The following is a 23,551-nucleotide window of genomic DNA, read 5'->3' as shown; positions in this document are numbered from 1 at the left end:
ACAGCGGAAAAGCGACGGGCGCCTCGCCGTGCAGCGAAGCGCCCGTTGATCCGATCGATCACCACGGCGGGAGTATCTGCCTGCGGCTATGCCGCCAATGCGGCGCGCACGGCCGGGATCACCTTCTGGCCATAGAGTTCGATACAGCGCATCATCTTGTCGTGGCCGAGTGCGCCGGCGCTGTACTTCAGCTGGAAGCGGTTGATGCCGAGCGTCTTGATGACCGGGGCAAGCTTGGCGGCGACCGTTTCCGGAGAGCCGGCATAGAGCGAGCCCCGCTCGATCTCGTTGTCGAACTCCGCGCGTGTCATGGGCGGCCAGCCGCGCTCGCGGCCGATCCGGTCGCGCATCGCCTTGAAGCAGGGCCACAATTCCTCGCGCGCCTGTTCATCCGTTTCGGCGATGTAGCCCGGCGAATGGATGCCGATCGGTTGCACGGGCTTGCCCAGCTGCTCGAAGGCGCGGTGATAGAGGTCGACATAGGGCTGGAAGCGATAGGGGCTGCCGCCGATGATCGCCAGCATCAGCGGGAGATCGTAGTGAGCGGCGCGCACTACGGATTCCGGGCTGCCGCCAACGCCGATCCATGTCTTCAGATGGCCGCTCTCGATGGTCGGGAAGACCTTCTGATTTTGCAGCGGCGGGCGGATGCTGCCCTGCCAGTTCACCGGCTCGTTCTTGAGCAGCGCGGCGAACAGATCGAGCTTTTCCTCGAAGAGTTGCTCGTACTGCGACAGCTCGAAGCCGAACAGCGGGAAGGATTCCGTGAAGGAGCCTCGGCCGAGGATGACTTCGGCACGGCCGTTCGATATGGCGTTGAGGCTGGAGAAGCGCTGGAACACGCGGATCGGATCGTCCGAGCTCAGCACCGTCACGGCCGATCCCAGATGGATTTTCGATGTGCGGCTGGCGATGGCCGCCAGGATCGTTTCGGGCGAGGAGACGGCAAAGTCTTCGCGGTGATGCTCGCCGATGCCAAAGAAATCGATCCCGAGCTGATCGGCGAGGACGCCTTCCTCGACGACATTGCGCAGGACCTGCGCATGCGGCAGCGGCGTGCCCTTGTCGTCAAAGGTCACGTCGCCGAAAGTATCGAGGCCGAATTCGACATTGTTTATCGTCATGATTTTTCCTGTCATGTGTCGAAGTGATGTTGCGACAGCATGTAGTGTCGTCCCCCATCATCCACTACCCGGAAAGTTTCGGCGGAAACCTTCGATGAATTCGATATGACGGGCGACGGCGGCCGTTGTCTTACTCCTTACTCCCGCCAATATTATTGTCGGCGACATCGAGCCATTCGAGGCCGGAAGGAGGAAGTATATGGTCGTGCTGAAAAAGATCAATCTTACCAAGGCTTTTGCCGCTTTCGATGAGACATGGAGTCCGCGCATCGGCGGCGACATCAACGATTTTCAGGTCAAACTCGTCAAACTGGACGGCGCATTCCATTGGCATCATCACGAGGAGGAGGACGAGCTGTTCCTTGTTGTCAGGGGCACGCTGCGCATGAAGCTGCGCGACGAAAACGGCGGCGATATCGTGCTTGGACCCGGCGAATACGTCATCGTTCCGCATGGGGTGGAACATTGCCCGGTCGCTGAGCCGACCTGCGAAGTCGTGCTTTTCGAGCGGAACACGACGCTCAATACCGGCAATGTGGAAAACGAGCGGACGATCCGCGAGCCCAAGCGTCTTTGATCGATCCTTGATGACCGATCCATAAAGACCGGCGGCCCCTGTTGGAACGGGGGCCGCCGGTTATTGCGCGATATGTCAGTTCAGCGCCAGCTTGTTCGACGGCGTGCGGCAGGCGGAGAAGACGTCCAGCTTGGGATCGTAGACCTTCGTCGAAACATCCATCATGCCGAGAACGCTGTGGAAGATGTTGTCGTGGGAGTAGGTGCCTTCGCCTGCCTGCTTCGAGAGGCACGCCATGTCGAAACCGGCAGCCTTGGCGAGATCGTCGGCCATCCACACCAGCATCGGCACATGCGTCTGCTGCGACGGAGCGATGATATAGGGTGTGCCGTGCAGGTAGATGCCATTCTCGCCGAGCGACTCGCCGTGGTCGGAGAAGTAGAGCACGGCGCCGGATACCGAGTTCGAGCGCTGCTTCAGCTTGTCGATGACCATCGCGACAATATGGTCCGTGTAGAGGATCGTATTGTCATAGGCATTGGTGATTTCTTCCTGCGAGCAGGCGCTGAAGTCGTTGGAACGGCAATCCGGCCGGAAGCGGCGGAACTCTTCCGGATAGCGCTGGTAATAGGCCGGGCCATGGCTGCCGAGCTGATGCAGCACCAGCACGCTGTCACCCTTCACCTTGTCCAGCCAGCCGTCGATCTTGTCGACGAGGATTTCGTCCTTGCATTCGCCGTCCTTGCAGAAGCGCGGATCGGCGGAAGGCGGCAGGTAGGTATAGGAGACGCGGTTGGTCACATCGTAGCTGCCGGTGTCGTTGTCGAGCCAGGTCACATCGACCTTGGCATGGGTCAGCACATCGAGCAGGTTTTCCGTCTCAAGTCCTTTGTGATGCGTGTACTGCCCGCGCGTATAGACCGAGAACAGGCAGGGTATAGAGGTTGCCGTCGCCGTCCCGCAGCTGCTGGTGTTGGGGAAGTAGACGACATTGCGCTGTGCCAATTCCGGATTGGTCAACTTGCCGTAGCCGCCAAGGGAGAAGTTCTGGGCGCGTGCGGTTTCCCCGGCAACGATGATCGTCACGCGCGGCTTGCCGTTGTCGGCCACGCCGACCTTGTGGGCATCCGTGCCCAGCGGCTGCGCCACCACGTCGGCGTTCCGGTGCGTGTCGATGACGTACCGCACTGCGCTTGTGATCGGGAGCACCGGATTGAGGGTATCCATCAGGTCGCGGTGAGCGCGACCGACGCCGGCATAGGTCTTGTAGAAACTGGTGCCCGCAGCGACGAAGATCGCCGCGCAGGCGAGGATGACGGCGGTATTATAGGCCAGCTTCTTGAGGATGGGACGATGGAGGATCCGAACCCATGCGATGACCAGCGAGGGCAAGACGCCCGTCAGCAGGACATATGTCACGAAGCGCGCCGTGATCAGGTGCCCGCTTTCCGCACCCGTCGATACGGCCGCATTGCGGATCATTTCCTTGTCGATGATGACGCCGAACTGGTCGTTGAACCAGGAGGATACGGAGGCCACCAGCACGAAGAAGATCAGCACCGGCTTCGTGATGTATTTGGCGGAAAAGAACGTGAAGAGCGCCATGATGGCCGCGGCAATGCCGATGACGAATGCGGCAAAGGCAGTATGCTCGGTTGTGAAGTAACCGTAGGCCTTGGTCCAGAACATACGATTTGTCACAAGAAGTACATAGAGCGCTGTTATGAAGCACAGCGTGACGCTACCGACGGCTGGCCGGATGTTTTGCCACCCGGAGGTCGCTTTTTCATGAGTCAATGGTTTTCTCCGAGACGTGTGCTACCGGTTGGGTGGGAAGCCCTCTACCGCAAGGTGTGCGTCGGCTGTCAAAGCCCGCCACCATGGCGACGATTCCTGACATTTACCTGAACGACGCATTCTTTTTCGGGGGCTATCTGGGCCACTATTTGGCTTGTCTTCGCTTTTTGCGGCCTCCGCACGGGGGTTCAGGTTACCGTCAGAAATAGGCATCATACCGGCCCGATTGCAATGGGGGCGCAATCGTGCGGCTTTTATTAGTCGAGGATAATCCGATTATCGGCAACGCCGTGCGGGATCACCTGTGCGCCGACGGTTGGTCGGTCGACTGGTCGATGAATCTGGAATCGGCAACGGGTGCCGTCGCGGCGGAACCCCGTGACGTGGTTCTGCTCGACCTGCGCCTGCCTGATGGAAGCGGCCTCGATGTGCTGAAGCTCATGGGCGCGCGCGGAGATTCGACGCCGGTCGTGGTCATCTCGGCCTATGATCAGCTGTCGGACCAGATCGCGGCTATGCGCAGCGGTGCGGTGGACTATCTCGTGAAGCCCTTCGCACTTGCCGAAATGGCGGCCCGTGTGCGGAAGGCGGCCATGCATGGCCGGCTGAGCCGTATGCGCGATGTCGGTTAAGTGGCGGGTTTTTCAGGCACGGCTCGAGGCTTCCGGTCGCAGGAAGTCGATCACCGCCATGGCGGCGGCGAAAACCACCAGTGACAGAAGCCAGCCCAAAACCGCGTCCGAGAGGTAATGGGCGCCGGTCAGCACACGCATGAACGGCATGATGATCGCGGCGACCGCGAGGGGGACGCCGAGCGGGAGACGCAGGCGCGGCGGCAGCAGCAGCACAAGGCAAAGCAGCCAGCCGCCGGACGACGCCTCTCCGGAAACGAAGGAGCAGTTTCCGAGGCACCGGCCGGCAAACGAACCTGCCTGGACGAAATCGAGCGAACCGCCGAAAAGATCCGTGCTGCGCGGACGCGGCCTGCCGGCATAGCCTTTGAGCAGCGTATTCACGATGAGCCCGCAGCCGACCGCCAGCGACAGCAGCGCTGCGATGGACCGATCCGTTTCCAACGTTCTGTGCCGGATTCCATGCCGGCGCCAGGACGCGATCAGCGTCGTCAGCAGCGCGGCAATGGCGATGTAGGGCAGGGCCAGCGTTATGCCACGCACGATCTCGAGGAGAGGATTCTTGGCGAGAGCAAAGGTGCCGCAGATTTCCTTCAGGGGAGCGGACGGCGCGCAGGGTTTGGCCGTGAAGACGCCTTGGGCGACGGCGAGATCGATGCCTGGAAATCGATAGAAGACGAGCAGCAGCAGCCACCAAAGCGCGAACAGCGCAAGAAAGGCGACGAGGGGTCTGCTAACCGATGCGGTTCGTTTCGCATAAGCAATGGAATTGTCATACATCGGGAATGCCGGCCACTGTCTGAACGAGGTCAAAACGAGCGCCCGGCGGCGTTTTAGGAAAAACGCCAAGACGGCCGCTGTCTGGCGTCCACTACGACAGAAGCCTGACAGCAGCCTGAAAGTTCAAATGCTTAGGAAAATCGTCACACGAAATCGACGCCCCGTCGGATCGATCCTGACGGGGAGGGCGGATCTCGATGCCGCTGTGGGATGTACCCTATTCGCCGGTCTGGAAATAGGCTTCCAGCCGGTAGCCGTCCGGGTCGATGATGAAGGCGGCGTAATAGAACTGGCTGTAATCCGGCCGGATGCCCGGCTTGCCATTGTCTTCGCCGCCATTGGCGATGCCGGCGGCATAGAAGCCGTCGACGGCAGCCTGGCTCGGTGCCACGAAACAGAAATGCAGGCCCGAGCCGCGATCGGCCGGCACGGGCCGCTCCACTTCGCTCACCCAGAACTGGGCACGCTCCGCACCATATCCGATCGTGCCGTCGAAGTTGCTCAGGCGCTCATAGCCAAGCGGCGCCAATGCCGCATCGTAAAACGTCTGCGCCCGCGCCAGGTCTTTGACGCCGATCGAAATGTGGTCGAACATAGAAACAAGCTCCCGCCATGTTGACTCCGGAGCTTTGCGGAAGACTGCGACCCTGGGGAGACGCCGGCTTTCGAAAGTCCGCAGGTCCAATTTCGCCTCACCATCTTGCAATGGTTCTGGGAAGTCAACAAAGCGATGCGGGGGGTGGGGATCGTGCGATTGAGGATTTTACCTGCACCCAAAGTCGTTTGAGCGACGCCGCCCTTGATGATTAGCGCGGGCCGGACGTAAGATTTTCCGATGATCGACAGCGATGCGGATTTTTTTGAAACGATTGTCGATTTCCAGAGGCATGCTTCGTCGTCAACATGAGCGGGCTTGTTATGCGGCAATGGTGCCGGCGTCTCGCTTCCGGAGGAATTTCCATGCGTTTCATGTCTATCGTCCTTGCCAAAGATTTCATGCTGCCGACGCCGGAGCTTGCCGAGGCCATCCACAAGATCGCGGATCGGGAAATCAAGGCCGGACGCATGATCGACACGGCCGGCCTGCTGCCGCTTGCGACAGGCGCTCGTGTCTCTATCAAGGATGGCAAGCTGAGCGTTGTCGACGGCCCCTTCGTGGAGGCGAAGGAAGTCGTCGGCGGTTATGCGATCTTCGAATTGCAGACCAAGGAGGAGGCCGTGGCGCTGGCGGTCGAATTCATGCAGCTGCACAAGGATTTCATGCCTGGCTGGGAAGGCACATGCGAGGTGCGCGCCTTCTATGAACCGGGCGCGGAGGGGATATGCGATCCGCTCGCCGAAGCACGAGTATGATATTTTCGACCTCCCGTCGGGGCAGGCGGCCTTGACGGCCGCCGGCACCCATCGGGCCATCCTGGCCGTGTGGCGGATCGAGCAGCCAAGGCTCATCACGAGCCTGGCACGGCTGCTGCGCGACGTGCCGCTGGCCGAGGACCTGACCCAGGAAGCTCTGGTCGTTGCGCTCGAGCGATGGCCGGAAACGGGAATCCCCGAGCGGCCCGGCGCATGGCTCATGACCACGGCCAGACGCCGGGCGCTCGACCATCTGCGCCGTCGCCGGATGCTCGACCAGAAGCACGGGATGATCGTTCGGGAAATGGAAGAGGAGGAGCAGGTCATGCCGGATCTGGACACTCCTCTGGATGACGATATCGGCGATGAAATGCTGCGCCTGATCTTCACTGCCTGTCATCCGCTGATCTCGCGCGAGGCGCGCGTGGCGCTGGCCTTGCGGATGATCTGCGGCCTGACGACGGAGGAAATTGCCAGGGCGTTTCTCGTATCGGACGCGACCATCGCGCAACGTATCGTGCGCGCCAAAAAGACATTGGCCGAATCGGGGCTGGCCTATGAGACGCCGCACGGCGAGCAATTGTCGCAACGCCTGGCCTCTGTGCTGGAGGTCGTCTATCTGATCTTCAACGAGGGCTATACGGCAGCGCGCGGCGAAAACTGGCTGCGGCTGCAATTGTGCAACGAGGCGCTGCGCCTGGGCCGAATATTGACGTCGGTGGCACCAGGGGAGCCGGAGGCTCATGCGCTGTTGGCCCTGATGGAGCTGAATGCCTCCCGCGCCGCGGCGAGGACGGACGCCGCGGGCAACCCCATCCTTCTGCTCGACCAAAATCGCGCCCGCTGGGACCGGCTGCAGATCCAGCGCGGTCTGCAGGCGCTGAAGCGGGTCGAAGAGCTCGGAGGCGCTGGCGGGGTCTACGCCTTGCAGGCCGCGATTATCGCCTGTCATGCGAGGGCGGTCACGGCGGAGGAGACCGACTGGCGGCGGATCGCCGACCTCTATGCCGAACTTGCCCGGCTCCTTCATTCGCCGGTCGTCGAGCTCAATCGCGCCGTGGCGGTCGGCATGGTCGAAGGCCCGGAGGCGGCGTTGGAAATCATCGAGCGCCTCGGGAATGAGCCAGCGCTGAAGGACTACCATCTCCTGCCGAGCGTTCGCGGCGATCTTCTCTACAAGCTCGGCCGCTACGGCGAAGCGCGGCAGGCCTTCGAGACGGCCGCCGCGCTCGCTGAGAACCAGAGGGAGCGTGATTTTCTGATGCGCCGCGCTGCCCAGGCTGCCGGCGCAGAGGCGGAGTGACCCGCCCATCGGGCGGGTCGTCCCGTTTTGCGTTATTCCGCCGCCTGATAGTTTGCCGCTTTTGCAGCGGATGAGCGCGGACCGACCGCGGCGAGCAGCGTGATGGCGGCAGCGAGGATCGTGACGAAACCGATGCCGGCAATATAGGGGTTCCAGCCATAGCTGGGTGCTGCGCTGAAGACCGCCGAGGCCGCCGCCAGGATGATGCCGCCGCCGATCTGGAAGGAGGCGAACAGCATGCCCGAAGCCAGGCCGGACTTGTCCTCTTCGATATCGGACAATGCTGCCACCTGAATGGACGGATAGGTCATGGCATAGCCGACGCCAAGCAGAAGCTGCGAGATGGCGACCAGCACGATCGTATCGATCTGGCCGACCGACAGCACCCAGAAGAGATAGCTGATGGCCTGCAATCCCACGCCGAACGTCATCAGCAGGGTCGTGCCGCGGGCCTGGCCGATCGTGGCAAAGCGCGGTGCGAGGAACATCACGCAGACGCCACCGACGGCGAAGGCGAAGCCGGTCGCGAAGGCCGACCAGCCGACGACGGTCTGGTAATAGAGCGTCGCGATGAATTGAAAGCCGACATAGGCCCCCTGGAACAGCGCGGCGATGGCATTTGCGTGGCTGAGCTTGGCACGCCGGAACATCGCAAGCGGGACCATCGGATCGCTATGGCGCCACTCAACCACCAGGAAGAGCAGGATCAGCACCAGAGCCGCCACCAAAGATCCCCATGTCGCGAATGCCTGCCAGCCGTCGGCCGCAGCATTGGTGACGCCGAACACGAAGAGCAGCAGGCCGGGGGTGATCGTGATTGCGCCTGCCCAGTCGAAGCGGGCACCGGGGCCGCTCCGCTTGTGATCGGCGGGCAGGACGAAGGGGGCGACAATCAGCGCGAGGATGGCGACGGGTGCACCCATGACCAGGGTCGCCCGCCAGCTGATGATGGTTGCGGCACCGCCCAGTACCATGCCGAGCACGAAGCCGGCGGCGCCGGTGGAAGAGAATACGCCGAGCGCCTTGGCGCGGGCATTGCCTTCCCCGAAGACGGAGAGCAGCAGTGCGAGGGCGGCCGGTGCCGTGAAGGCGGCGGCAATGCCCTTGATGAGGCGGGCGGCGATCAGGGTCTGGGCGCTATCGACGAAGCCGCCGGCGATGCTCGCGGCAGCGAAGACGGCAAGCGACCAGAGAAACACGCGGCGGTGGCCGAAGAGATCGGCGACGCGGCCGCCGAGCAGCAGGAAGCCGCCATAGCCGAGCACATAGGCGCTGACGGCCCATTGCAGCGATGTCGCCTGCATGCCGAGCTCTTTCTGGATCGCGGGCAGCGCCACCCCAATAGTGGAGACGTCCATGGCGTCCAGGAAATTGGCGGCGCATAGCAGCAGCAACGCCAATCCGGCCCCGCTTCGGGTTTGGGAAGAAGTCATCGGGATCGTTCCTTTCTGTGCTGCCGTCTTTTTGGGAGGCTGGGAGCGGCAGGGAACGAGAAAATGTACATCTTCAAACCCTATTGCAAATTGATAGTAACCATGTCAGGTATTACTGGCGATGATGAATGATGCGACCCTTCGGAAAATCGATCTCAATCTGCTGCTCGCCTTCTCCGTGCTGATGCAGGAGCGGAACGTGAGCCGTGCGGCCGAGCGTTTGCTGCTTGGCCAGCCGGGTCTTTCCGCTGCATTGCGCCGGCTGCGCGAGACGCTGGATGACGAATTGTTCGTGCGCGTCGGCAGAGGTTTGCAGCCGACGCCACGGGCGCTCTCCATCGCGCCGGCGATCGAGGATGCGCTTTCCGGCATCGAGCGGGCCATTCGCCCGCCCGCCGCTTTCGATCCGGGAAGCTGGCAGGGCGAGTTCCGCATCGGGCTCTGCGACAATCTCGAATCATCCTTCTTCGGGCCGCTGGCGGCGCGGTTGCGCCAGATGGCGCCCGGCGCCCGCTTGGTCAGCATGGCCTTCGACAGGCGCGACGCCGCTCGCCTGCTGGACGAGGGAGCCTATGAATTCAGCATCTCGGTGCATGACGAGCCTGCCTCCTGGCATATTCGCGCGCCTCTCTTCGAACAGACGTCATTGTGCATCTACGATCCCCGGCATCTGAAATGCGCCGCACCGCTCAGCCTCAAGCATTTCGCGAACGCGCCGCACGTAACCGTGTCCATTGAAGGCACCATATCCACAAACGTGGATGCCGCTCTCGCCCGTCTCGGCTACCGTCGTCAGGTGGTGGCGACCGCGCCGCGTTTTTCGGCTCTGCCGATGACGTTGCAGGCCATGCCGGCGATTGCGACCGTGCCGGAGTCCATTGCCCACTGCATGGCGCAGCTGCACAATCTGGCGATTTCGCCGCCGCCATTCGAGTTGCCCGCCGACCCCGTGACGATGCTCTACCGGCGCGTGGATCAGGCTGACGGCCGCTCCCTGTGGCTGCGTCGCCTGTTCGTGGATGTGGTGAGGGACGCGCTCGAGGCGAGCGGGTGCCGCGTGGGCGTCTCCACGGATGCCTGCTGCTACGATCCGCCTGTTCTTGCCGAGGCGGTATGATCCTTCAAGGAGAGGGAGCATGATCCGGCATACGTCGCGCCTATCCCTGCGCAGGCCGGAAGAGCAGGATCTCGATTTCATTACGACACTGTTTGCCGGGCCGGAGCTCGTCGCCCATAGGCCGGATCCGAGGCCGGATTCTCCTGCCGAGAGCGCCCGGCGCCTTGCCCGCGACCGGGCGCATTGGCGCTTGCATGGGTTCGGACGCTGGGCGGTCGAAACGGAAGGTCGGCTGATCGGCTTCGGCGGTGTTACCGTCTCGACGGAATTCGATGGGCTCAATCTCTCCTATCACCTGCATCCCGATCACTGGGGCAGCGGTTATGCGACCGAACTGGTGAAGGAGGCTTTGGCCTTCGCCCGCAATGATCTGCAGGCGCAACGCGTTATCGGACTTGTTCGCCCCGTCAATGTAGCTTCCTGGCGCGTGCTGGAAAAATGCGGCTTCGGTTTCGAGCGGGACGTGATGCTGCATGGCGCGCCGACACGTCTCTTCTCATACCGGACGGCTCCGGCGAGCGGGGATGAACGGAGATAGCCGCGCGGCCAAGCCAGCGCCGCGGCTATTCTAACCGTCCGGATAGGGCATCCCGTCCTTGTGCACGAACAGTCCGTCCGTGCTCGAGCTCATCATGTCGATATCGGAGCAGGTAATGAGGTCCGTTGGAGAACGGGTGCCGGCCTCGAGATAGATCGCCACGGCGTTCGACTTGTTGACCATGTGATGACCGTTGCCCGAGTCTTTCGGGAAGGCGGCACAGTCGCCGGCGCGCAGCACCGTTTCGCCGTCATCCTCGATCAGCGTCAACTCGCCTTCCAGCACATAGACGAATTCGTCCTCTTCCGAATGCCAGTGCCGCTGGCTCGACCAATTGCCCGGCGGCAGCCGCATCAGGTTGACGCCGAAATCCTGGAGACCGCCGGCATCGCCCAGCCGCTGGCGTATGCGCTCGGCGCAGGGTTCGTTGAATGGAGCGGGATATCGGGTGCCTTTGATTTTAGGCACGGCTGCAACATCGATCTTCGGCATGATGATCCCGCCTGCGATTTGCCATGGATGGATACGCTGTCTGCGCTCCGTGAGTCTATCAAGACTCGTTGCCGTCAGTCCAGCGCCGTATCCCGCGACCGGATTCGCGACAGGGAACGGCCGGCGGGCTGGCGGACTTGCTCCCCGGGCATCTACCCATGCGTGTTTCCGTGGTTGCGATACTGATTGTGGATTGGTGTGTTTGTCACACTCCTGTCATGCTCCGTACACATGTGCGTCGTTTGGGCAACACGGCATATGTACATGCTGTCACATATGTTTAGGTCCTTGTAAAAGCGGGATCGCAAATGCAACTTTCTGCCCGGAAGCGAGGCGTTGTGCTTCGGAACTAAGGACTGAAACTTGATGTCGAGCGGCCCCCCAGGTTCGTCAATCGCGCAAGTTCAAATGAGGAATGGAGTTACCATGAACATCAAGAGCTTGCTTATTGGCTCCGCTGCTGCCTTGTGCGTCGTATCCGGCGCCCATGCTGCCGACGCTATCGTCGCAGCCGAACCCGAGCCGCTGGAATATGTTCGCATCTGCGATGCTTTCGGCGCTGGTTACTTCTTCATCCCCGGCACCGAGACCTGCCTGCGGGTCGGCGGCAAGGTTCGCACCGAAGGCCAGTGGAAGGATCCCTACAATCGTGACAGCAGCTTCGGCACGAAGTGGCACACCCGCGCCGAACTCGACGTCAATACCGCGACCGACACCGAATACGGTCCGCTGAAGACCGAAACCATCGTTCGCTGGGACTGGAACGACGGCGGCTCCACCGGCACCAACCTGCTGTGGTCCTACATCACCCTCGGCGGCTTCACCGTGGGCAAGACGGACTCGCAGTACAACCAGTTCGTCGGCTATGCCGGCGACGTGATCCAGGACGACGTCATCTATGACGGTCCGTACGAATTGAACCAGCTCACCTACAACTATGACAGCGGCACCGGCTTCACGGGCGTCATCTCGCTCGAAGACAGCAACTCCGGTACCACCTCCAGCGCTTACGGTGGAAGCTGGCAGTTGTCCGAGTCCGACCACTATGCCCCGAACGTCGTTGCCGGTCTCGGCTACAAGGCTGGCGCATGGCAGTTCCGTGTCGTCGGCGGCTACGACTCGATCGTCGAAGAGGGCGCCATCAAGGCTCGCGTCGATGCCGACTTCGGCGTCTTCTCCGCCTTCCTGATGGGCGGCTGGAACACCGATGGCGACAAGCTCAACCAGTATGCCGGTTCGAACCAGAACGTCTCGGCCTGCACGACGTCCTCCGGCGTTGTCCACGGCGCGGATTGCGGCTGGGGTGACTGGGCCGTCTGGGGCGGCGTCGGCGTGCCGTTCAACGACAAGCTGAAGTGGAACGTTCAGCTCGCCTACACCGACTCCAAGATCTTCGAGGCAACGACGAACCTGAAGTTCAACCCGGTCAAGAACCTCCTGGTCGAGCCGGAAGTGACCTATGTTCACTACGATGTACCGGGTGACGATACCTTCTCGGGCATCCTTCGCTTCGAGCGGACTTTCTGAGACTTCGGCTCAGCTTGATTTCATTGCAAATGAGGCCCGGTATTCGTATCGGGCCTCGTTCGTTTTGCGGGACAATTTGAAAATCTCCGCTCGGATCTGCATCCGGCCGGTGGACGCAGCGAGGCGCGAGCGCCTTGCGCTCAACCGTACCGATGATGTGCCGTTTGCTTCTGACAGGGATGTGAATAGCCGATGGGGGGAAGTCGGCTCGCTGTCATAAAACTGAAGCTAATGAAGGAATAAGTCATTTTCAGCGCCATTCGGTGTTGATTAAAGGAAGCCCCATGAAGACGATCGTATTACTTGCCGCAATCGGAATGATTTCCACGAATGCCATGGCCATGTCGGCCTACAATTCCAAGTCAATGACCTGCGCAACCGTGCATGAAAAGATGGCGCAGGAAGGTGGTTCAGTCGTGCTGAAATACCCGTCGCACCATCCGGGCATGATGATGTACAACCGAACCGTTTCGAATTCGATGTCGTGCCTCGGCCAGGGTACGATGGCCAGCGCCAGCGTCCCGACAAGCGACGATCCGAGCTGCAAGATCAAAACCTGCAGCTTCACCACCGGCAAAGGGCCGAACAAGAACCACTAAATTCGTGGCGAACGGCAGATCGGCCGATTAGCCAATCGAAGCAAGGCGCCGGCACGGCGAGAGATTTCCTGCCGGCCGTCACTCCAGCCTGGGCCAAAATGTCTCGGGTCTGGCCTGGTTGCATTGTCGCCTGCGGATTTTCCGCAGGCTTCGGAGGCCGGAGGGGCGTTATGCTTTTCTTGGTCGTTTGCGTCCGCTTTCACTCGCGATCGCGTACGGGCCTCAAAGCGGCAACCTTTTCCCATCGAGACGCTGCAGCAAACCATTCGCCATGGGCGGCAGCGCTGTCGGGGCCAGGGACGGTCAATGCGTCTCCGATGCCCATGATCCGCAGATCGTGCAATTTCAAACCAAGATATAAAGATATCTTTATATCTCCTTGACGCTCGCGTCTGCATCCTTCATGTTGACGCCATCGTGGTTCTTACCCGCGCCAATGCGGATGAGCTAAGAGGGAATTCGGTGCGACGATGTTCGTCCATGCCGAAGCTGCCCCCGCAACTGTAGGCGGAGAGCCGCCGTTCCACCATGTCACTGAGGAAGACGCCTCGGGAAGACGGAACGGTAGCGATGACCCGCAAGCCAGGAGACCTGCCGCGATAGATAACGTCCACGGGCGGGGTGTCCCGGTGTGCCGCGTTGCGACGGGCGCACTGCGCCTATCGTCGATGCGTCAGCCAATGCCTTGCCCACAACCTTCGGGGTAAGGAAATGACCATCAAGACCGCAAATCTCGGTTTTCCACGTATTGGAAGACATCGCGAGCTGAAATTCGCGCTCGAATCCTATTGGGCCGGCAAGACCGATCGGGCCGCGCTTCTGGAGACTGCCAGAACGCTCCGCGCCGATCATTGGCGACTGCAACGGGAAAAAGGGATCGACATCATCCCCTCCAACGACTTCTCCTTCTACGACCACGTTCTCGACACGGCGGTCATGGTGGGCGCTGTGCCTCCGGTCTACGGATGGCGCGGGGGACCGGTCGATCTCGACGTCTATTTCGCCATGGCCCGCGGTTCGTCCGGTAACGGACACGCCGATTGCGGACATGCGCACCATGCAGCCGGTGCGGCCGCGCTCGAGATGACGAAGTGGTTCGATACGAACTACCACTACATGGTGCCGGAACTCAAAGCCGATCAGCGCTTCGAGCTGACATCCAACCGGCCTCTCGAAGCCTTTCTGGAGGCGAAGACGCTCGGCATCCACACCCGGCCGGTGATCCTCGGGCCGGTGACCTTCCTGACGCTCAGCAAGGCGCTCGATGATTCCGCTCCGATCGACCTTCTGGAGCGGCTGCTGCCCGTCTATGTCCGCATCCTGTCCGAGCTGGCCGACGCAGGCGTCGACAGCGTCCAGGTGGATGAGCCGGCTCTGGTCCTCGATCTCTCCGACAAGGAAAGGCAGGCCTTCGCGCTGGCGTATAAGGCGCTCGCCAAGGCAGCACCAAACCTCAAGCTCGTGCTTGCGACCTATTTCGGGCCGCTGGGCGACAATCTCGACATCGCTCTGCAGCTTCCCGTCGCCGGATTGCATTTCGATCTCGTTCGCGGCGGCAGCACGCTGGAGGATATCGTCCGTCGTGCGCCGGCGCATCTCGCTTTGTCTCTCGGGATCATCGACGGGCGCAACATCTGGCGAAGCGATCTTCAGGCCATCGCCTCACGCATTGCCGCAGTGGTCGCGCTTCGCGGCGAGGCGGATGTCGTGATTGCGCCGTCCTGCTCGCTGCTGCATGTCCCGATCGACATCGAACTGGAAACGGCCCTGGACGACGAGCTTCGCTGCTGGCTGGCATTCGCGACGCAGAAACTCGACGAAATCGCCCTGCTTGGCCGCCATTTCACGGCCGGCGATGACGCCTCGTCGCTCACGGCATCGCAGCAGACCATGCATGCCCGGCTGACTTCCGTCCGGGTGCATGATCCGCTCGTCCAGGGCAGGCTTCATGAGCTGCGGGGCATCGAGCAAAGACGGCAATCGCCGTTTTCGGCCCGCCAGCCGATCCAGCATCGCCGGTTCAAGCTGCCGGCCCTCCCGACAACGACCATCGGCTCGTTCCCGCAGACGGCCGAGGTCCGCAAGGCGCGCTCGATGCACGACAAGGGAGAGCTCAGCTACGTCGACTACGAGGCCTTCCTCGAAAAGGAAACGGCGGCAGCGATCCGCTGGCAGGAGGAGATTGGCCTCGACGTCCTTGTCCATGGCGAGTTCGAGCGCAACGACATGGTGCAGTATTTCGGCGAACAGCTTTCGGGCTTCGCCTTCACCAAGCTCGGTTGGGTGCAGAGCTATGGATCGCGTTGCGTGCGGCCGCCGATCATCTATGGCGATGTGGCGCGTCCGAACCCGATGACCGTCCGCTGGTGGAAATACGCGCAATCCATGACCGACAGGCCATTGAAGGGCATGCTGACAGGGCCGGTCACCATTCTCAACTGGTCCTTCGTGCGGGACGACCTTCCGCGCGAAACCGTGTGCCGTCAGATCGCCCTTGCGATTCGCGACGAGGTCCACGACCTTGAAGAGGCCGGCGCCGCGATGATCCAGATCGACGAGGCGGCATTGCGCGAGGGACTGCCGCTTCGACGGGCGGATTGGGCACACTATCTCGCATGGGCGGTCGAGTGCTTCCGGATCTCGTCAAGCGACGTCTCCGATGAAACGCAGATCCATACGCATATGTGCTATTCGCAGTTCAACGACATCATGGAGGCGATCGCGGCCATGGATGCGGATGTCATCTCCATCGAGACGTCGCGGTCGCGGATGGAACTGCTCGACGCCTTCGTCGAGCGCGACTATCCGAACGAGATCGGACCGGGCGTCTATGATATCCATTCGCCGCGCATCCCCTCCATCGAGGAAATGGGGACGTTGCTCTCGCTCGCGCGCGAACGGCTGACCGACGGCCAGCTCTGGGTCAATCCGGATTGCGGTCTGAAGACTCGGAAGTGGGACGAGGTCAAGCCGGCGCTGGCGAACATGGTCGCCGCCGCCGCAAAGCTTCGGCTGGAGCTTGCGCGCAATGGCCAGCGCACGGCAAGCGTATGAGCCGGGAGTTGCCATCATCGGGGGAGCCGGCCGGCGGGCCGGCTCCCAGCACACTTATCGATATCGTCTTTCCCGGCGACACCAACCATCATGGCACGCTTTTCGGCGGGGCGGGCCTTGCCCTCATGGATCGCGTCGCCTTTATCGCGGCCAGCCGTTTCGGCCGGGTGCCGTTCGTAACGGCGTCCTGCGAGCGGGTCGATTTCAGGAAGCCGGCACGCATCGGTGAAATCGTCGAAGTGACAGCAAAGCCGATATCGGCCGGACGCCGCTCGTTGACCATCGAGGCCAGCATGACGGCCGAGACGATCGTCGGGGCCGGGCGGCATCTCTGCACGCGCGGCGTCTTTCATATGGTTGCCGTTCCGGACGAGGATCGCCCGACCGACTGGAGCCTGCCGTCGCTGCCCGCCGGGATCGAGGACAGCCACCGCGACGAGGTACGGATGGTCGATATCGTCTTTGCCGATCAGTCGAACAGCGCCGGCAAGATGTTCGGCGGCGAGGCGCTCGCCTTCATGACCAAGGCCGCCTTCGTTGCCGCCTCGCGGCGCTCGCGTACCCTGACCGTGCTTGCATCTTCCGAGCGGATCGACTTCCAGCGTCCCATCGCCATCGGGGAGATTGTCGAGGCCCTGGCGAAGGTGACGAAAATCGGAACGGCATCCATGGCCGTCGAGACCGAGCTCTGGTCAGAGGATCCCTTGTCCGGCAAGCGCCATCTGACAGCCCGCGGGACTTTCAACATGGTTGCCGTCGATTCAGACCATCGTCCAGTTGCAGTCATCCCCAGGAATCCGGAGGGGCTGCGATCATAATTATTGACCCAAAATTTACCTCGTCTACTATATATAGTGTTCGAGGTTCTTCTGATTCGCAAGAATTGGAAGCTAAGAAGGGAATCCGGTCGGCAAGCATGATGATTGCCAAGCCGGAGCTGCCCCCGCAACTGTGAGCGGTGAGCATTCGTTCGATTAAAGTCACTGGGACCATGTGTCTTGGGAAGGCGAGGCGAATGCTGTGACCCGCAAGCCAGGAGACCTGCCTCGAGCAATAGCATCCACGGGCGGGGTGTCCGGCTGGCGAGCGATGGTTCCCGCGGCATGATGGCCGTCATCGCTTCCCCGAAAACCTCGCGAAAATTACTTCGGGGTGAAGTCCATGTTCTTGAGTATCCACAGCCGCCCGCGCGAGTGACGGTCGCTTAAGCGACCGGCTGCCGACTGGGTTTGCCTCCATTTTCAATCCCGCCAAGCGGGCATCATCCGATGCCCGAATGATTTTGCATGCCTTTAACAGACACGAGGATATTCGATGAGCATCACCGTCTACAGCAAGCCCGCCTGCGTCCAATGCACCGCAACGACCCGCGCCCTCGATCGCCAGGGCATCGACTATACGATCGTCGACGTATCGACCGATACGGCCGCCTATGATTTGGTGCAGGGTCTCGGCTACCGCCAGGTCCCGGTTGTCGTCGCCGGCGAGCTGCATTGGGCCGGTTTCCGTCCTGACATGATCAGCGCGCTCGCCTGAGGAGCTGGCGATGGGCGAGATCGTCTATTTCTCCAGCCGATCGGAGAATACCCATCGCTTCGTTGGAAAGCTTGCATTGCCGGCCGCGCGCATTCCGCTCGGCGCGGGAGACGAGCTTCGTGCGACCTCGCCCTATGTCCTCATCGTTCCGACCTATTGCGGCGAGGGAGGGAAGGGGGCCGTGCCCAAGCAGGTGATCCGCTTCCTCAACGATGCGGGCAACCGTTCGAACATTCGCGGGGTCATCGCCGCGGGCAACAGCAACTTCGGCGCGACCTTCGGGATCGCCGGCGACGTCATCTCCAGCAAATGCCAGGTGCCGTATCTCTATCGGTTCGAGCTTCTGGGCACGGATGAGGATGTCGCCAATGTCAGACACGGATTGGAACGATTTTGGACACGCTAAATACTTCTTTATCGCGGGACGCGGGCGACCGGTCGACAAAGGCCGCGGAAGCGGCACTCGACTATCACGCCCTCAACGCCATGCTGAACCTCTATGACGAGCAGGGCAGGATCCAGCTCGACAAGGACCGCATGGCGGCCAAGCAGTATTTCCTTCAGCACGTCAACCAGAACACGGTCTTCTTCCACAATCTGCGCGAGAAGCTCGATTATCTGGTGACCGAAGGCTACTACGAGCAGGAAGTGCTGGACTACTATTCCTTCAACTTCGTGCGCGATCTTTTCGATCACGCCTATGCGAAGAAGTTCCGTTTCCCGACCTTCCTCGGCGCCTTCAAATATTACACCAGCTACACGCTGAAGACTTTTGACGGCAAGCGCTATCTGGAGCGCTACGAGGATCGCGTCTGCATGGTCGCAATGGCGCTGGCGCGCGGCAGCGAGCAGCTTGCCCGCGATCTGGTCGACGAAATCATCTCCGGACGCTTCCAGCCGGCGACGCCGACCTTCCTCAACGCCGGCAAGAAGCAGCGTGGCGAGCTGGTATCGTGCTTTCTGCTGCGGGTCGAAGACAATATGGAATCGATCGGCCGCGCCATCAATTCCGCCCTGCAGCTTTCCAAGCGCGGTGGCGGCGTGGCGCTGTCACTCACCAACATCCGCGAAGCCGGCGCGCCGATCAAGCATATCGAGAACCAGTCTTCCGGCATCATCCCGGTGATGAAGCTGCTGGAAGACTCCTTCTCCTATGCCAACCAACTCGGCGCGCGGCAGGGTGCGGGTGCGGTATATCTGAACGCCCACCATCCCGACATCATGCGCTTCCTCGATACCAAGCGCGAGAACGCCGACGAGAAGATCCGCATCAAGACGCTGTCGCTCGGCGTCGTCATTCCCGACATCACCTTCGAACTCGCGAAGAACAACGAGGATATGTACCTGTTCTCGCCCTACGACGTGGAGCGCGTCTATGGCGTGCCGTTTACCGAAATCTCGGTCACGGAAAAGTATCGCGAGATGGTGGCCGACAGCCGCATCCGCAAGAAGAAGATCAAGGCGCGCGAATTCTTCCAGGTGATCGCCGAAATTCAGTTCGAGAGCGGCTATCCCTACATCATGTTCGAAGACACGGTGAACCGCGCCAATCCGATTGCCGGCCGCATCACCATGAGCAACCTCTGCTCGGAAATCCTGCAGGTCAGCGAAGCCAGCGAATATGGCGACGACCTCTCCTACACGCATATGGGCAAGGATATCTCCTGCAATCTCGGCTCGCTCAATATTGCCGCCGCGATGGACAGCCCCGATTTCGGCAAGACGATCGAGATGTCGATCCGGGCGCTGACGGCGGTCTCCGACATGAGCCACATCTCGTCGGTCCCTTCGATCGAAAAGGGCAACGACGAAAGCCACGCCATCGGCCTCGGCCAGATGAACCTGCATGGCTATCTCGCCCGTGAGCGCATTTTTTACGGCTCCGAGGAAGGCGTCGATTTCACCAACATCTATTTCTACACCGTGACCTATCACGCCGTCCGCGCCTCGAACCGGCTGGCAGTCGAGCGAGGCCAGAGCTTCAAGGGCTTCGAGAACTCGAAATATGCTTCCGGCGAGTATTTCGACAAATATACCGATCAGGCATGGGTGCCCGCGACCGAACGCGTGGCTGAACTGTTCGAGAAGGCTGGCATCGCCATCCCGACGCAGGAGGATTGGGTGGAGTTGAAGCAGGCCGTCATGGAAGGCGGGCTCTATAACCAGAACCTGCAGGCCGTGCCCCCGACAGGCTCGATCTCCTACATCAACCACTCGACCTCCTCGATCCACCCGATCGTCTCCAAGATCGAGATCCGCAAGGAAGGCAAGATCGGCCGCGTCTACTATCCGGCCGCCTTCATGACCAACGACAACCTCGATTACTATCAGGACGCCTACGAGATCGGCCCGGAAAAGATCATCGATACCTATGCCGCAGCCACCCAGCATGTCGACCAGGGCCTGTCGCTGACGCTGTTCTTCCGTGACACGGCGACCACGCGCGACATCAACAAGGCGCAGATCTACGCCTGGAAGAAGGGCATCAAGACCATCTACTACATTCGCCTTCGCCAGATGGCGCTGTCCGGCACCGAGGTGCAGGGCTGCGTTTCCTGCGCCCTTTGATTTCCGGTTTGAAAAGGACATTCCCATGAACATGCAATTCAAGCCGGCAAGCCGCGTTCGCGCCATCAACTGGAACCGCATCGAGGACGACAAGGATCTTGAGGTCTGGAACCGCCTGACCGGCAATTTCTGGCTGCCGGAAAAGGTGCCGCTTTCGAACGACATCCAATCCTGGGCGACGTTGAAGCCCGAGGAGCAGCAGCTCACCATCCGCGTCTTCACCGGCCTGACGCTGCTCGATACGATCCAGAACGGCGTCGGTTCCGTGAAGCTGATGGCCGATGCCGTCACGCCCCATGAAGAAGCGGTGCTTTCGAACATCTCCTTCATGGAGGCCGTGCATGCGCGCTCCTACTCGTCGATCTTCTCGACGCTCTGCCTGACGCCCGACGTCGACGACGCCTATCGCTGGTCGGAGGAGAACGAATTCCTGCAGAAGAAGTCGGCGCTGATCATGGAGCAGTATTCCTCCGGCGATCCCTTGAAGAAGAAGGTCGCCAGCGTCTTCCTCGAGAGCTTCCTGTTCTATTCCGGCTTCTATCTGCCGATGTTCTGGTCGAGCCGCGCCAAGCTCACCAACACGGCCGACATGATCCGCCTCATTATTCGCGACGAAGCCGTGCACGGCTATTATATCGGCTACAAGTTCCAGCGCGGCCTTGAGCGGCTTTCGGAAGAGCGGCGCCAGGAAATCAAGGATTTCGCCTTCGATCTGCTGCTGGAACTCTATGACAACGAGGCCAGGTATACGGAAGCGCTCTATGACGGTGTCGGGCTGACCGAAGACGTCAAGAAGTTCCTGCACTACAACGCCAACAAGGCGCTGATGAATCTCGGCTATGAAGCGCTGTTTCCGGCCGAAGCCTGCAAGGTCAACCCGGCCATTCTTTCGGCGCTATCCCCGAATGCGGATGAAAATCATGACTTCTTCTCCGGCTCCGGCTCGTCCTATGTGATCGGCAAGGCTGTCGCGACCGAGGATGAAGACTGGAATTTTTGAGAGAGCCGCGACAGTACGACCCGCAAGGGACGTGCTGTCGCAAAGCTTGCGTCCAATGATATAGTTCCGTCCAGGAGCGGCTTGATACCGGCGTCGGCGTGGCGAATATCTTCGTTGCGCGCGCTGTCGCTGCGCGCAACGAAAGCCCGGTGTCCGGATATTTGCCTGACCGTCTCCGGTTTATTTTCGGGCATGCTTATTGCCAAATCAGAAATAGAGCCTATATTCGGCTTATCGACCATTGCTTGTGATGTCGCTTAAGAGCCGCAAGGTTCCATCGGATTTCCTCTCAACTAATCGATCTAATCCCGCAAGGTATCGCGGGAGCAACAACGATTACTAAGAAAGGAAATCGTTATGAACACTGGCACTGTAAAGTGGTTTAACGCAACCAAGGGCTTCGGCTTTATTCAGCCTGACGATGGCAGCACGGACGTTTTTGTCCATATCTCTGCGGTAGAGCGCGCTGGTCTGCGTTCACTGAACGATGGTCAGAAGATCACTTACGACATCGTGCAGGATCGCAGATCCGGCAAGAGCTCCGCCGACAATCTTCGGGCGGCTTGAATTTGTCATTCGCTCCCGCTGACCACGGATGTACTGGCAGCGAAGCAGAGTGACCGTGAGAGGTCGGGTTAGCGCCCGGCCTTTTGTTTTTTTCCGGGAGAATACCATGCAAAACCGGCGCTACCGGTCCGGCGACTCGATTCTATTGAAGCCCGGTGCTCTTGGAAATTCTCAACCGTCTGGCAGAGGCAGTATTCTTTCTTGCCTGCCGGAGGCCGATGGTGTCGCTCAGTATCGCGTGCAGTTCGAGAATGAAAATTTCGAACGCCGTATCCGGCAGGACGACATCGATTTAACGGCCTCGCCATCAGCCGCCCCGGAAACGCGCTCCATGCCGCAGGAAAAGACCGCGAGCTGGATCAATTCAAGGGCAATCAGCATTAGAAAACGGTAACGAAAGAGACGATTTTGCAGGTAGACGTCAGAGATAACAATGTTGACCAGGCGCTTCGCGTTCTGAAGAAGAAGATGCAGCGCGAAGGCTTGTTCCGGGAAATGAAAGCTCGGCGCTCTTATGAGAAGCCGTCGGAGAAGCGCGCCCGCGAGAAGGCCGATGCCATCCGCCGGAGCCGTAAACTCGCCCGCAAGCAAGCGCAGCGCGAGGGCCTTCTTCCAATGCCCAAGAAGGTCGTTCGGGCGCGATGATCGCCCGCTCAGTTCTTTTTCCCGATAGGAGATGTCATGACCGTCACGAAAGAAAAGTTTTTCAAGCCGGGTAAAGTTTCCCCTCAGGATAAGACGTTGGCGACAGATTCGGCGGCAAGGCAAATTACTGCCGCTGAAGCCGCTGACCGGGAGAAAAAGACCGAAAAGCTTCGTGCTCTTCGATTGGCCCAACCGGCTGCGGAGACGACCACGCCGCCCAAGAAAAAGCGGCAGAAGTAGAAATTACAATAATTCATTCGAATTGTTGTAGTTATCAGTAGATCTTAGTGAAAAAATCTATTTTCTGTGATTTTCTGTAGTTCTATTGTAGCTAATATGTCCTGTGACGGGAAATCTATTTAGGTTAATAGCAAAACAACCTTATTGCGAACACAAATATCTGATATATAAACTTTATCGGATTTGCTTCGTTAGCTTTGTTTCTGCGCGCAGGCGCATTTACCGATCTTCCCTCTCAAGCTCGATCGTTGATAGCACGCGCATAGCGGGCATCGTAATTCCATGCGACTGAAAGGAAATCGTCATGACTGTAGGCACCGTGAAATTCTTCAATATCAGCAAGGGTTTCGGCTTCATTGCTCCGAGCGACGGCTCTCAGGACGTATTCGTCCATATCTCGGCGGTAGAGCAGTCCGGCATGTCTTCTCTTCGGGAAGGTCAGTCGGTCTCTTTCGAGCTGGTGCAAGACGCACGCAGCGGCAAGAACGCCGCGCAGAACCTGGCATCCGCGTAATCAATAGAGCAATCGGCTCGCGTCCCCTTTGACCACGGATGTACTGGCACTGCGGATTGCGAACCTTTGGAAAGGTCGGGCAAGCCCGGCCTTTTTGTTATATCAAGAATAAACCTCCACCTACGGTGGAGGACTGGACGAGTTTTACACGGTAGTTGAGAGACCTCCTGCTTGAACCGCTGGCGTGGCCCAGACTTCAAACAAGGAGGTTATAT

The 23,551-nt window shown here is 60.3% G+C and carries 25 protein-coding genes and 2 riboswitches; of the genes, 19 read left to right on the top strand and 6 right to left on the bottom strand.

The genetic code is table 11. The annotated features are described in order from the left end of the window. Positions 1 to 86 precede the first annotated feature (86 nt). A complete protein-coding gene (locus tag GR212_RS10140; protein ID WP_163986365.1) occupies positions 87 to 1,124 on the bottom strand; it encodes an LLM class flavin-dependent oxidoreductase in 1,038 nt (345 codons plus the stop codon). Positions 1,125 to 1,323: 199 nt separating this feature from the next. On the opposite strand from GR212_RS10140, the gene GR212_RS10135 reads away from it, so the two are divergent. Further along, positions 1,324 to 1,701: a cupin domain-containing protein gene (locus tag GR212_RS10135; RefSeq protein ID WP_163986364.1), complete on the top strand. Its 378-nt coding sequence runs from the start codon at positions 1,324 to 1,326 to the stop codon at positions 1,699 to 1,701. Positions 1,702 to 1,776: 75 nt separating this feature from the next. Here the strand turns inward: GR212_RS10135 and GR212_RS10130 are convergent, their stop codons facing one another. After that, positions 1,777 to 3,438 (bottom strand): phosphoethanolamine transferase, encoded by a 1,662-nt coding sequence (locus GR212_RS10130; RefSeq protein WP_163986363.1) that lies wholly within the window; start codon positions 3,436 to 3,438, stop codon positions 1,777 to 1,779. A gap of 245 nt (positions 3,439 to 3,683) precedes the next feature. On the opposite strand from GR212_RS10130, the gene GR212_RS10125 reads away from it, so the two are divergent. Next, on the top strand, positions 3,684 to 4,070 hold the full coding sequence (locus GR212_RS10125; protein ID WP_163986362.1) for a response regulator: 387 nt from the start codon (positions 3,684 to 3,686) through the stop codon (positions 4,068 to 4,070). Positions 4,071 to 4,082: 12 nt separating this feature from the next. On the opposite strand, the gene GR212_RS10120 is transcribed toward GR212_RS10125, so the two are convergent. Both GR212_RS10120 and GR212_RS10115 read right to left on the bottom strand, forming a co-directional pair. Then, complete coding sequence (locus GR212_RS10120; protein WP_163986361.1) at positions 4,083 to 4,850, bottom strand: phosphatase PAP2 family protein; 768 nt, start codon at positions 4,848 to 4,850, stop codon at positions 4,083 to 4,085. Positions 4,851 to 5,067: 217 nt separating this feature from the next. After that, positions 5,068 to 5,445 (bottom strand): VOC family protein, encoded by a 378-nt coding sequence (locus GR212_RS10115; protein WP_163986360.1) that lies wholly within the window; start codon positions 5,443 to 5,445, stop codon positions 5,068 to 5,070. Between the two features lie 365 nt (positions 5,446 to 5,810). Here GR212_RS10115 and GR212_RS10110 point away from each other — a divergent pair, with 365 nt between their 5' ends. Both GR212_RS10110 and GR212_RS10105 read left to right on the top strand, forming a co-directional pair. Further along, positions 5,811 to 6,203 (top strand): YciI family protein, encoded by a 393-nt coding sequence (locus GR212_RS10110; protein ID WP_163986359.1) that lies wholly within the window; start codon positions 5,811 to 5,813, stop codon positions 6,201 to 6,203. 31 nt (positions 6,204 to 6,234) lie between these two features. Further along, positions 6,235 to 7,506 (top strand): RNA polymerase sigma factor, encoded by a 1,272-nt coding sequence (locus tag GR212_RS10105; protein ID WP_163986358.1) that lies wholly within the window; start codon positions 6,235 to 6,237, stop codon positions 7,504 to 7,506. 32 nt (positions 7,507 to 7,538) lie between these two features. Here GR212_RS10105 and GR212_RS10100 read toward each other — a convergent pair whose 3' ends face one another. Continuing rightward, the gene (locus GR212_RS10100; RefSeq protein WP_163986357.1) at positions 7,539 to 8,939 is read right to left on the bottom strand and encodes an MFS transporter; all 1,401 of its coding nucleotides are present in this window, start codon (positions 8,937 to 8,939) and stop codon (positions 7,539 to 7,541) included. 121 nt (positions 8,940 to 9,060) lie between these two features. Between GR212_RS10100 and GR212_RS10095 the strand changes: the two genes are divergently transcribed. Together GR212_RS10095 and GR212_RS10090 are read left to right on the top strand one after the other, a co-directional pair. Then, the gene (locus GR212_RS10095) at positions 9,061 to 10,056 is read left to right on the top strand and encodes a LysR family transcriptional regulator (RefSeq protein WP_163986356.1); all 996 of its coding nucleotides are present in this window, start codon (positions 9,061 to 9,063) and stop codon (positions 10,054 to 10,056) included. Positions 10,057 to 10,075: 19 nt separating this feature from the next. After that, complete coding sequence (locus tag GR212_RS10090; protein WP_163986355.1) at positions 10,076 to 10,594, top strand: GNAT family N-acetyltransferase; 519 nt, start codon at positions 10,076 to 10,078, stop codon at positions 10,592 to 10,594. Between the two features lie 30 nt (positions 10,595 to 10,624). Here GR212_RS10090 and GR212_RS10085 read toward each other — a convergent pair whose 3' ends face one another. Next, positions 10,625 to 11,086 (bottom strand): cupin domain-containing protein, encoded by a 462-nt coding sequence (locus tag GR212_RS10085; RefSeq protein ID WP_163986354.1) that lies wholly within the window; start codon positions 11,084 to 11,086, stop codon positions 10,625 to 10,627. Between the two features lie 426 nt (positions 11,087 to 11,512). Here GR212_RS10085 and GR212_RS10080 point away from each other — a divergent pair, with 426 nt between their 5' ends. The 13 genes from GR212_RS10080 (at position 11,513) to GR212_RS10020 (ending at position 23,336) form a co-directional block, all read left to right on the top strand. After that, complete coding sequence (locus GR212_RS10080; RefSeq protein WP_163986353.1) at positions 11,513 to 12,613, top strand: porin; 1,101 nt, start codon at positions 11,513 to 11,515, stop codon at positions 12,611 to 12,613. Positions 12,614 to 12,897: 284 nt separating this feature from the next. Beyond that, entirely contained in the window at positions 12,898 to 13,212 is a 315-nt protein-coding gene (locus GR212_RS10075) for a hypothetical protein (protein WP_163986352.1), read from the top strand. Positions 13,213 to 13,613: 401 nt separating this feature from the next. Next, positions 13,614 to 13,825: riboswitch (cobalamin riboswitch) on the top strand. 98 nt (positions 13,826 to 13,923) lie between these two features. Beyond that, the gene (gene metE / locus GR212_RS10070; RefSeq protein WP_163986351.1) at positions 13,924 to 16,266 is read left to right on the top strand and encodes a 5-methyltetrahydropteroyltriglutamate--homocysteine S-methyltransferase; all 2,343 of its coding nucleotides are present in this window, start codon (positions 13,924 to 13,926) and stop codon (positions 16,264 to 16,266) included. Positions 16,267 to 16,274: 8 nt separating this feature from the next. Continuing rightward, on the top strand, positions 16,275 to 17,084 hold the full coding sequence (locus GR212_RS10065) for an acyl-CoA thioesterase (RefSeq protein WP_246725731.1): 810 nt from the start codon (positions 16,275 to 16,277) through the stop codon (positions 17,082 to 17,084). A gap of 26 nt (positions 17,085 to 17,110) precedes the next feature. Beyond that, a riboswitch (cobalamin riboswitch) is annotated at positions 17,111 to 17,329 on the top strand. A 251-nt stretch (positions 17,330 to 17,580) separates the two neighbouring features. Further along, on the top strand, positions 17,581 to 17,802 hold the full coding sequence (gene nrdH, locus GR212_RS10060) for a glutaredoxin-like protein NrdH (protein ID WP_163986349.1): 222 nt from the start codon (positions 17,581 to 17,583) through the stop codon (positions 17,800 to 17,802). A 10-nt stretch (positions 17,803 to 17,812) separates the two neighbouring features. Further along, positions 17,813 to 18,208: a class Ib ribonucleoside-diphosphate reductase assembly flavoprotein NrdI gene (gene nrdI, locus GR212_RS10055; protein ID WP_163986348.1), complete on the top strand. Its 396-nt coding sequence runs from the start codon at positions 17,813 to 17,815 to the stop codon at positions 18,206 to 18,208. Continuing rightward, complete coding sequence (gene nrdE / locus GR212_RS10050; RefSeq protein ID WP_163986347.1) at positions 18,196 to 20,370, top strand: class 1b ribonucleoside-diphosphate reductase subunit alpha; 2,175 nt, start codon at positions 18,196 to 18,198, stop codon at positions 20,368 to 20,370. Before nrdI ends, nrdE begins: the two co-directional genes overlap by 13 nt. 25 nt (positions 20,371 to 20,395) lie before the next feature. Next, positions 20,396 to 21,370, top strand: a complete 975-nt coding sequence (gene nrdF, locus GR212_RS10045; RefSeq protein ID WP_163986346.1) for a class 1b ribonucleoside-diphosphate reductase subunit beta — start codon at positions 20,396 to 20,398, stop codon at positions 21,368 to 21,370. Positions 21,371 to 21,727: 357 nt separating this feature from the next. After that, positions 21,728 to 21,937, top strand: a complete 210-nt coding sequence (locus tag GR212_RS10040; RefSeq protein WP_163986345.1) for a cold-shock protein — start codon at positions 21,728 to 21,730, stop codon at positions 21,935 to 21,937. Positions 21,938 to 22,043: 106 nt separating this feature from the next. Beyond that, positions 22,044 to 22,331, top strand: a complete 288-nt coding sequence (locus GR212_RS10035; protein WP_163986344.1) for a cold-shock protein — start codon at positions 22,044 to 22,046, stop codon at positions 22,329 to 22,331. 14 nt (positions 22,332 to 22,345) lie between these two features. Further along, positions 22,346 to 22,582 carry a 30S ribosomal protein S21 gene (gene rpsU / locus GR212_RS10030; protein WP_163986343.1) on the top strand — a complete coding sequence of 79 codons (237 nt, stop codon included), beginning with the start codon at positions 22,346 to 22,348 and terminating at the stop codon, positions 22,580 to 22,582. Positions 22,583 to 22,618: 36 nt separating this feature from the next. Continuing rightward, on the top strand, positions 22,619 to 22,822 hold the full coding sequence (locus GR212_RS10025; RefSeq protein WP_163986342.1) for a hypothetical protein: 204 nt from the start codon (positions 22,619 to 22,621) through the stop codon (positions 22,820 to 22,822). 304 nt (positions 22,823 to 23,126) lie between these two features. Next, a complete protein-coding gene (locus GR212_RS10020) occupies positions 23,127 to 23,336 on the top strand; it encodes a cold-shock protein (protein ID WP_163986341.1) in 210 nt (69 codons plus the stop codon). The last annotated feature ends 215 nt before the right edge of the window (positions 23,337 to 23,551 follow it).

This window comes from Martinezella lusitana (genome assembly GCF_010668395.1).
Classification (GTDB): Bacteria; Pseudomonadota; Alphaproteobacteria; order Rhizobiales; family Rhizobiaceae; genus Rhizobium; species Rhizobium lusitanum_A.
Note: the sequence above shows the minus strand (reverse complement) of the source record. Positions and strands in the feature narration are given on the sequence as shown.

Excerpts from the sequence above, each read along its gene's own strand:
- GR212_RS10075 (WP_163986352.1), top strand. The coding sequence starts at position 12,898 with ATGAAGACGATCGTATTACTTGCCGCAATCGGAATGATTTCCACGAAT.
- nrdF (WP_163986346.1), top strand. The coding sequence starts at position 20,396 with ATGAACATGCAATTCAAGCCGGCAAGCCGCGTTCGCGCCATCAACTGG.
- nrdH (WP_163986349.1), top strand. The coding sequence starts at position 17,581 with ATGAGCATCACCGTCTACAGCAAGCCCGCCTGCGTCCAATGCACCGCA.
- GR212_RS10020 (WP_163986341.1), top strand. The coding sequence starts at position 23,127 with ATGACTGTAGGCACCGTGAAATTCTTCAATATCAGCAAGGGTTTCGGC.
- GR212_RS10140 (WP_163986365.1), bottom strand. The coding sequence starts at position 1,124 with ATGACGATAAACAATGTCGAATTCGGCCTCGATACTTTCGGCGACGTG.
- GR212_RS10040 (WP_163986345.1), top strand. The coding sequence starts at position 21,728 with ATGAACACTGGCACTGTAAAGTGGTTTAACGCAACCAAGGGCTTCGGC.
- metE (WP_163986351.1), top strand. The coding sequence starts at position 13,924 with ATGACCATCAAGACCGCAAATCTCGGTTTTCCACGTATTGGAAGACAT.
- GR212_RS10120 (WP_163986361.1), bottom strand. The coding sequence starts at position 4,850 with ATGTATGACAATTCCATTGCTTATGCGAAACGAACCGCATCGGTTAGC.
- GR212_RS10035 (WP_163986344.1), top strand. The coding sequence starts at position 22,044 with ATGCAAAACCGGCGCTACCGGTCCGGCGACTCGATTCTATTGAAGCCC.
- GR212_RS10100 (WP_163986357.1), bottom strand. The coding sequence starts at position 8,939 with ATGACTTCTTCCCAAACCCGAAGCGGGGCCGGATTGGCGTTGCTGCTG.
- GR212_RS10115 (WP_163986360.1), bottom strand. The coding sequence starts at position 5,445 with ATGTTCGACCACATTTCGATCGGCGTCAAAGACCTGGCGCGGGCGCAG.
- nrdI (WP_163986348.1), top strand. The coding sequence starts at position 17,813 with ATGGGCGAGATCGTCTATTTCTCCAGCCGATCGGAGAATACCCATCGC.
- GR212_RS10095 (WP_163986356.1), top strand. The coding sequence starts at position 9,061 with ATGATGAATGATGCGACCCTTCGGAAAATCGATCTCAATCTGCTGCTC.
- GR212_RS10090 (WP_163986355.1), top strand. The coding sequence starts at position 10,076 with ATGATCCGGCATACGTCGCGCCTATCCCTGCGCAGGCCGGAAGAGCAG.
- GR212_RS10085 (WP_163986354.1), bottom strand. The coding sequence starts at position 11,086 with ATGCCGAAGATCGATGTTGCAGCCGTGCCTAAAATCAAAGGCACCCGA.
- GR212_RS10110 (WP_163986359.1), top strand. The coding sequence starts at position 5,811 with ATGCGTTTCATGTCTATCGTCCTTGCCAAAGATTTCATGCTGCCGACG.
- GR212_RS10025 (WP_163986342.1), top strand. The coding sequence starts at position 22,619 with ATGACCGTCACGAAAGAAAAGTTTTTCAAGCCGGGTAAAGTTTCCCCT.
- GR212_RS10080 (WP_163986353.1), top strand. The coding sequence starts at position 11,513 with ATGAACATCAAGAGCTTGCTTATTGGCTCCGCTGCTGCCTTGTGCGTC.
- GR212_RS10135 (WP_163986364.1), top strand. The coding sequence starts at position 1,324 with ATGGTCGTGCTGAAAAAGATCAATCTTACCAAGGCTTTTGCCGCTTTC.